Source organism: Mesorhizobium sp. M8A.F.Ca.ET.021.01.1.1 (assembly GCF_003998025.1).
Taxonomy (GTDB): domain Bacteria; phylum Pseudomonadota; class Alphaproteobacteria; order Rhizobiales; family Rhizobiaceae; genus Mesorhizobium.
In genome coordinates, this window is sequence record NZ_RZSJ01000247.1 from 1 (window position 1) to 8,376 (window position 8,376).

The 8,376-nt window shown below is 65.8% G+C and carries 5 protein-coding genes and 1 pseudogene; 2 read left to right on the forward strand and 4 right to left on the reverse strand.

Annotation, left to right across the window (positions count from 1 at the left end; genetic code table 11):
- Together EOA36_RS19300 and EOA36_RS19305 are read left to right on the forward strand one after the other, a co-directional pair.
- A partial coding sequence (locus EOA36_RS19300) for a helix-turn-helix transcriptional regulator (protein ID WP_145969220.1) occupies nucleotides 1-476 on the forward strand: 476 nt, incomplete at its 5' end.
- A gap of 206 nt (nucleotides 477-682) precedes the next feature.
- The gene (locus EOA36_RS19305; protein ID WP_127278987.1) at nucleotides 683-4,492 is read left to right on the forward strand and encodes an autotransporter domain-containing protein; all 3,810 of its coding nucleotides are present in this window, start codon (nucleotides 683-685) and stop codon (nucleotides 4,490-4,492) included.
- A gap of 95 nt (nucleotides 4,493-4,587) precedes the next feature.
- Here the strand turns inward: EOA36_RS19305 and EOA36_RS19310 are convergent, their stop codons facing one another.
- The 4 genes and pseudogenes from EOA36_RS19310 to EOA36_RS19325 all read right to left on the reverse strand — a co-directional run.
- Entirely contained in the window at nucleotides 4,588-5,343 is a 756-nt protein-coding gene (locus EOA36_RS19310) for a slipin family protein (protein ID WP_127278988.1), read from the reverse strand.
- A complete protein-coding gene (locus tag EOA36_RS19315; protein WP_127278989.1) occupies nucleotides 5,340-6,725 on the reverse strand; it encodes a nodulation protein NfeD in 1,386 nt (461 codons plus the stop codon). The genes EOA36_RS19310 and EOA36_RS19315 overlap by 4 nt, the downstream gene beginning before the upstream one ends.
- A 98-nt stretch (nucleotides 6,726-6,823) precedes the next feature.
- On the reverse strand, nucleotides 6,824-7,705 hold the full coding sequence (locus tag EOA36_RS19320; RefSeq protein ID WP_127278990.1) for a DMT family transporter: 882 nt from the start codon (nucleotides 7,703-7,705) through the stop codon (nucleotides 6,824-6,826).
- Between the two features lie 143 nt (nucleotides 7,706-7,848).
- A pseudogene (locus tag EOA36_RS19325) lies at nucleotides 7,849-8,376 on the reverse strand (MFS transporter); the annotation flags it as partial.

The window sequence follows — 8,376 nt, forward strand, 5'->3', positions numbered from 1 at the left end:
CCCTCGATCTTCTCAAACGCTATTGCCTGCTTCTTGAAAGCGGCAGCCCACTTGCCTCGGCGGATCTGATCACGCACGCGACGGACACGATCGTGGATCTGATCGGCCTGGCGACCGGCGCGAAAGGTCGGGCTGCCGAACTGGCCGGGCTTCGAGGCCTGCGCGCTGCCAGGCTGGAGGCCGTCCTGGCAAGGATCGCCGAGGATTTTATCGATCCCGGCATCTCCGCCCAAAGTGTGGCGCAACAACTCGGCCTGTCGGTGCGCTACGTCCACGACCTCCTTCAGGAGACGGGAATGAGCTTCTCCGAACGCGTTCTCGAACTGCGTTTGCAGAGCGCCCACAGGATGCTCTCGCACAAACACAGCGACATGCGGGTCAGTGACATCGCCCTGACAAGCGGATTCAGCGACGTATCGTACTTCAACCGCTGCTTTCGTCGCCGCTTCGGCTATACGCCGACAAGCGCCAGATAAGTTTGCAGCTTTCGGTCCGATATCAGCCCGTGCGAGGCCGAATCCGCAGCGCCTGCGCGACCGATGACGCCGAACTGCCACAGTGCGCGCAAAAGACGCTGCTTTTCGCTCCAGTCCAATTCCAGTGCCGCCCTGCCCAAGACAAGGCCGGGCTCCAATGACATGTCAGCCTTCAGGGTGAAACGACTGTCATGTCAGGGGGTTAAATGCCGCGGAATGCATTTGGAGGCCGCAAGGCTAACGCGTTGAAATGCCTGGCGCTGGCCTCGACTGCGCTGGTCGGCCTTGGCCAGCCGATCCCTGCATCGGCAGCCGAGGTCTGGACCGGCACCGCCTCCACGAACTGGTTCGCCGCCGGAAACTGGACCCCCGCCGCTGTCCCGACATCGAGCGACGACGTGATTCTCGATCCGGTGTTTCCGCACCCGGCCGTGGTCGATGCGGCGAGTGCGGCCGCCCACTATCTGTTTGTGGGCACCATTGCGAGTTACTCGGGCTCGCTGACGATTACGAACGGCGGCACCCTCTCCGACACTGCCGGCTATCTCGGCTACGTTTCGAACGCGAGCGGCACCGTGAGCGTCACTGGCCCGGGCTCCGTCTGGAGCAACAGCTCCGACCTTTTCCTTGCCTTGAGCACCGGCAGCACTGGCACCTTGAAGATCTCCAGCGGCGGCGCTGTGAGCGACACCGTGGGTCATGTCGGCTACGGCCTGGGCACCGGCACCGTAACGGTGGACGGCCCGGGCTCGACATGGACCAACAGTGGGGATCTCTACATCGCCGAATTTGGCACCGGCACGCTGGACATCACCAATGGCGGAGCGGTCAGCAATGCCATGGGCACCATCGGTTGGCACGCGGGCTCCAACGGCGCGGTGACGGTCGACGGAGCGGGTTCGATATGGACGAATTCTTCCCACCTGTTCGTCGGCGATCAGGGCACTGGCGCGCTGAACATTTCGAAAGGCGGCAAGGTCAGCAATCTGAGCGGCATTCTGGGCAATTTGGCGGGCTCCATTGGCACGGCAACTGTCGACGGTGCTGGCTCGACCTGGGCTAACGCAGCGCTCGCGGTCGGGAACGCGGGCTTCGGCGCGCTGACGATCACGAATGGCGGCGTGGTCACCAGTTCGGTGGGATATGCCGGCTATGACGTGGGCTCCAAGGGCCTGGTGACGGTCAATGGTGCTGACTCGACCTGGACCAACACTTCCGACCTCTTCATCGGCTTCCAAGGCCAGGGCTCGCTAACGGTCTCGAATGGCGGCACGGTCAGCAACGCCTTGGGCTATGTCGGCGACTTCGCGGGCTCGACAGGTACCGTCTTCGTCGATGGTCCCGGCTCGACCTGGACCAGCAGCGCGGATCTGTATGTCGGCAATCTCGGCGCCGGCAACGTGACGATCACCAATGGCGGCGCCATCAGCAACGACACCGCCTATGTCGGCAACTCGGCAGGCTCGACCGGCATGGTTTTCGTCGACGGTGCCGGTTCGACCTGGACGAACGCAGACCTGTTCGTCGGAAGTGCCGGCACGGGCACACTGGTGATCTCGCATGGCAGCACGGTCAGCAGCGGTACTGGCGTCATTGGCTCGCAGGCGGGCTCGACCGGCACGGTGATTGTCGACAACGCCGGCTCGACCTGGACCAACAGCGCGGATCTGTTTGTCGGCGATTATGGCACCGGCACGCTGGCGATCTCGCATGGCGCGGTCAGCAACGGCTCTGCGATTATTGGCGCGAAGGTGGGCTCGACGGGCATGGCGTTTGTTGATGGCGTCGGCGCGACCTGGACAAACAGTTCTTCCCTCGTTCTCGGCGGTTATGGCGCCGGCACGCTAGCGATTTCAAACGCCGGCATGGTCACCGACGCTGCTGGTTATCTGGGTTTTGATGTCGGATCGACGGGTTCGGCAATGGTCAGCGGCGCGGGCTCAACCTGGACGAGCAGCAGCCTCCTTATTGTCGGTCAGCGCGGACCCGGTTCATTGATCGTCTCGAACGGCGGCACGGTCGCCAATGCCGATGGCTATTTGGGCTTTAATGGCGGATCCATCGGTACCGCCGACGTCAGCGGCTCCGGCTCGACGTGGACCAGTAGCGGTGATCTCAACATTGGAGGTAGTGGCACAGGCTCACTGACGATCGCGAATGGCGGCGTGGTGTCGGCCGGCGGCGTGGTCAACATCGCCCTTCTGGCGGGCTCCGTCGGCACGCTGAATATCGGTGCAGCGAGCGGATCGCCAGCGGCGGCGGCCGGCGCGCTCAATGCGGCGAGCGTTCAGTTCGGACAAGGCGCGGGTGCGATCAACTTCAACCACACCGACACAAGCTACACCTTCGCATCGGCGATCGGCGGCGCGGGCTCGATCGACCAGATTGCCGGCACGACGAACCTGACCGCCAATTCGAGCGGCTTCACCGGTGCAACCAATGTGAACGGCGGACGGCTGGCCGTGAACGGTTCGCTGGCCAGTTCGCTGGTGACGATCACGGGCGGAATGCTAGGTGGCAACGGCACGGTTGGCGGCATCGTCGCACAATCAGGCGGCGTCATCGCACCGGGCAATTCGATCGGCACGCTCAATGTCGCGGGCGACATCGACCAGGCGGCGGGCTCGATCTACCAGGTCGAACTCACCTCGACCGGCCAGTCGGACCTCATCCTGGCGACGGGCACGGCGACGATCGCCGACGGCACGGTCCTCGATGTCGTCAAGACGGACGCCGCGCCTTATGTGCCGGGCACGCATTACACCGTGCTGCAAGCCGATGTGGGCGTCACCGGCACCTACACGCTCAGCGGGGCCGGCCCCTTCATTGGCCTTATCGCCAATTACGACCCCACGCATGTCTATCTCGATGTGGTGCAGGCGAAGTCCTTCGCCTCGGTCGGCCTGACGCCCAACCAGATCGCAACCGGCGGCGGCGCCGAAAGCCTTGGCAGCGGCAATCCGCTCTTTGATGCCATCTTTGCCTTGCCGAGTGAGGCGGCCGCCCAGGACGCCTTCGACCAGCTCTCGGGCGAAATCCACGCCTCGGCCAAGGGGATGTTGCTGGAAGACAGCCGCTTCATCCGCGACGCCGCTACCAAGCGAATCAGCGCAGCCTTCGGCGATGCCGGCGCAGCCGCATTGCCGGTCATGGCCTATGGCGAGGGCGGGCCCGGGATGGTGGCCGCCGACACCGACCGCTTCGCCGTCTGGGGCCAGGCCTTCGGCTCCTGGGGTCAAACCGGCAGCGACGGCAATGCAGCCAACTTCGATCGCTCGACCGGCGGCCTCCTGGTCGGCGCCGACAGCCCGATCGGCGATTGGCGCGTCGGCATCATCGGCGGCTACAGCCATTCGTCCTTCGACGCCGACGACCGCCATTCCAGCGGCGCCAGCGACAACTATCATCTCGGACTCTACGGCGGCACCAATTGGGGCGCCATAGCCTTCCGCACCGGCGCCGCCTACAGCTGGAACAGCATCTCGACAAAACGCTCGGTGGCCTTCAACGGCTTCGCCGACCAATTGTCGGCTGACTATGACGCCGGCACGGCGCAGGTGTTCGGCGAACTCGCTTACAAGGCTGGTGTCGGCCGCTTCAAGTTCGAGCCCTTCGCCAATCTCGCTTATGTCAGTGTGCATGCTGACGGCTTCACCGAGCAAGGTGGCGCCGCCGCGCTGACCAGCGCCAGCTCAACCACCAATGCCACCTTCACCACGCTCGGGCTGCGCGCCTCGACCGACGTCGCGCTCGGCGGCATCAGCGCGACCGCGCGCGGCACGCTCGGATGGCGCCACGCCTTTGGCGACGTCACGCCGACCTCGACCTTCGCCTTCGCCGGCGGCGATGCTTTTGCCATCGCCGGCGTGCCCGTCGCCAGCGACAGCGCGGTGATCGAGGCCGGCTTCGACTTGCAAATGTCGACCAATGCCACGCTCGGCCTGTCCTATGTCGGCCAGTTCGGTGGCCACAACACCGACAACGGCGCCAAGGCAGATCTCAGCGTCAGGTTCTGACAACGAGAAGGTCAGACAATTTGGCGGCAGCAAGGGCGAAGACGGGGAATCTCCCGCACGAGACCGAGATTGGCAGTTCCGATGCTGGCTCTCCTCTATTTCCCCTGCTTCAGGAACTGGCTGAGCAAATCCACCGGCAGCGGGAACACGACGGTGGACGAGCGCTCGCCGGCGATATCGTGCAAGGCCTCGAAATAGCGCAGCTGCATGGCCTGCGGCTCGGCCGCCAGCATGCGGCCCGCCTCGACCAGTTTCGCCGCCGCCTGCTGCTCGCCTTCGGCATTGATCACCTTGGCGCGCCGCAGCCGCTCGGCCTCGGCCTGCTTGGCGATGGCGCGGACCATGTTCTCGTTGAGGTCGACATGCTTGATCTCGACATTGGACACCTTGATGCCCCACGCATCGGTGCGCTGGTCGAGGATCTCCTGGATGTCGCTGTTGAGCCTGTCGCGCTCGGCCAGCATCTCGTCGAGCTCGTGCTTGCCGAGCACCGATCGCAGCGTGGTCTGCGCCAGCTGGTTGGTGGCGGCCATGTAGTCCTCGACCTGAATGACTGCCCGCTCGGCGTCGACGATGCGGAAATAAAGCACGGCGTTGACCTTTACCGAGACATTGTCGCGCGAAATCACGTCCTGCGGCGGCACGTCCTGCACCACCACGCGCAGGTCGACCTTCACCATCTGCTGGACGAAGGGAACGAGGATGATGAGGCCCGGCCCCTTGACCCCGGTGAAGCGGCCGAGCGTGAAGACCACGCCGCGCTGATATTCCCGCAGGATGCGGATCGCCGCGGACAGGAAGATAACCACAAGAACCGCAAGCAGCAGGTAGGCCACATAGCCGATGTTCATTGCCTTGCTCCATTCCTTCCCGCGTCGCGCCGCCGCACGGTCAGCACGAGGTCGCTGATGTCGGTCACCTCGACGCTGTCGCCGGCCGCGACGGGTTCATCGGCCTTCGCCCGCCAGCGCTCGCCCAAGGCCAGCACATGGCCCTCGCCGCCCTGCCAGTCGAGGATCTCGGCCGGCTGGCCTCGCATCGCTTCGCCGCCGACGCGCGGCGGGTTTCGGCGCGCCGCCCAGAGATAGGTGCCGCTCAGCAGCGCCAATCCAAGGGTCAGCGCGGCGGCGGGACCGATGATCGCCCATGACAAGGCAAAGCCCGGCCCCTCGACCCGCAGCAGCATGGCGGCACCGAACAGAAAGGCGGCCACGCCGCCGAGCCCGAGCACGACGGTGGGATTGAAGGCCTCGATGATGAGGAAAACGACGCCGAGCAGCATCAGGGCAAGGCCGGTATAGTTGATCGGCAGGAGATCGAGCGCATAGAGGCCGAGCACGAGGCAGATGGTGCCGATGACGCCGGGCGCCACGGCCCCCGGGCTGGTGAACTCGAAGACGATGCCGTAGACGCCGACCAACATCAGGATGACGGCGGTGTTCGGATCGGTGATGACGGAAAGCAGCTGGATGAACCAGCCCGGCTTCAGCGTCTCGACCGGCAGCCCCTTCGTCGCCAGCACCACTTTCTTGCCGGCCACATCGACGGTGCGCCCATCGGCCAGCAGCAAGAGCTCGGTGGTGTCGCGGGCGACGAAATCGATCACATGTTCCTGCAATGCCGCATTGGCCGACAGGCTCGCCGCCTCGCGCACGGCCTTCTCGCCCCAGTCGCCGTTGCGGCCGCGCAGTTCCGCCAGCGAGCGGATCAGGGCGACCGCGTCATTGGTCACCTTGGCCATCATCGCGTCGCCCGCCGGCCGGCCGTTGGCGTCCTTCTGGTCGCCCTCGCCCTTCTGGTCGCTCTTGTCGCCGCCCGGAAGAGACGGCAGCCCGCCAATCTCCACCGGCGTCGCCGCGCCCAGATTGGTGCCGGGCGCCATGGCAGCGACATGGGTGGCGTAGAGGATATAGGTGCCGGCGCTCGCCGCATGGCCGCCGGCCGGCGCGACATAGCCGATGACAGGCACCGGCGACGCCAGGATATCGGCGATCATCTCGCGCATCGAGGTGACCAGCCCGCCCGGCGTGTCGAGCTGCAGGATGAGGACTGCGGCATCCCGCCTGGCCGCGGCATCGAGCGCTTCCTTGAGCTGCCTGCTGCTTGCCGGCCCGATGGCGCCGTCAATGGCGACGCTTAGGGCCGCCCTTTCGCTCCCGGCTGAGGAGAAGGGACAAAGAACAGCCGCGACGACGAAGGCCGCGGCAAGAAGGGCCACCCGCGCGAAGGTCACGCTCAAAGCTCCATGGACTCAATATGGGTTGTATTTTTGCGAAGTCCATGAAGGAGCCGACGTCGCAGATCGGCGACGGCCGAAGAGACGGCCTTCCCTTACTCCGGTGAAGGCACCGGCGGCTTCGAGGTCAGCGCCGTGCCGGCGGCGGCCACGATCACGGCGGCGATGCCGGCAAGTTGCGGCATGGTCAGGCTTTCCCGCAGGAACAGAAACCCGGCGAGCGCGCCGAGCCCCGGCTCCAGGCAGGTCAGCGTGCCGTAGATGCGGGCCGGCATGCGGGTCAGCGCCACCATCTCGAGGAAGAACGGCAGCGCGCTGGAGAACAGGCCGACGAGCAGCGCGCTGACCAGGATCGACGGCGCGAGCAGGCCGCTTCCCGCCTCGGCTATGCCGAAGGGCAGCACCAGCACGGCGGCGATGGCCATGCCATAGGCGGTGGTGCGGGTGCCGAGCTCCGCGCCCGCCTTCTGCGCCAGCACGATATACAGCGCCCAGAAACCGCCGGCGGCCAGCGCCAGCATCACGCCCACTGGGTCAAGCGGCTGCAGCGAGTGGATGAAGGGCGACAAAAGCACGATGCCGGCGACCGCCAGCGCGATCCAGCCAAAGTCGCTGGCACGCCGCGAGGTCAGCGTCGCCACCAGCAGCGGACCGGAAAACTCCAGCGCCACCGCGACGCCGAGCGGGATCCTGGCGAGCGCTGCGTAGAACAGAAGGTTGAGTGCGCAGAGCGTCACGCCATAGGCGACGAGCCACGGCAGCGTGGCGCGCGAGGGCCGCATCTGCCAGGGCCGCAGCACCGCGATCAGCATCAGGGCGCCGATGACGAGCCTGAGCGTCGTCGTGCCTTGCGCGCCGATCGCCGGGAAAAGCGTCTTGGCGAAGGTGGCGCCGATCTGGATCGACACCATGGCACCCATCAGCGCCGCGACCGGCAAGGGTGCTGCCTCGCGGCTGGCAACCGGCATTGATGTCACTTTGGTTCATCCTCCATGCCGGCAGGCGCGAAGGCCGGCCGCATGGGAGATAGAGCGAACCGGCCCGCCTGTCGTGAGGCAGCGCGGATGCCTCGATGGGCGCACGGCCAGATGGCATGAACCGGCGGGCAACGCGTCGGACGTCACACCCGGTCGCCGCGCGCGTTCGGCAATCTGCTGATCGCCGCCAGTACAATCAGCGCGGCACCGCCCAGAAGCGCCATCGCCCCGAGCGACCAGGCGATGCCGATATGCACGATGGCGACCGACAAGGCAAAAGGCGCGACAGCCGAGACGATCAGCCGGGCCGACATCACCCTGCCCTGCAGGCGGCCGTAGCCATCGCTGCCGAACAATGTGAGCGGCAGCGAGCCGGTGACGATGCTGAAAAGCCCGTTGCCCATGCCGAAGATGACGGCGAACGCCACCGCGCCGGCGATGGAAGGCGCGGTGCTATCCAGCACGACCACACCGATTGTCATCAGGCTGGCCGAGATGATGGCGAGCATCAAGGGCGACAGCTTGCCGCCGAAGACCATGTTGATGAAACGGCTCAAGACTTGTGACGGCCCGAACAGCGTTCCGACGATGGCGGCGGTCGCCCCGAGGCCAAGCCCGGAAAGCAGCGGCACCATGTGCACCAGCACGGCGGCGGCGATCAGGTTCTGCAG

Coding starts and splice junctions, on each gene's coding strand:
- EOA36_RS19305 (WP_127278987.1), top strand. CDS start 683: ATGCCGCGGAATGCATTTGGAGGCCGCAAGGCTAACGCGTTGAAATGC.
- EOA36_RS19310 (WP_127278988.1), bottom strand. CDS start 5,343: ATGAACATCGGCTATGTGGCCTACCTGCTGCTTGCGGTTCTTGTGGTT.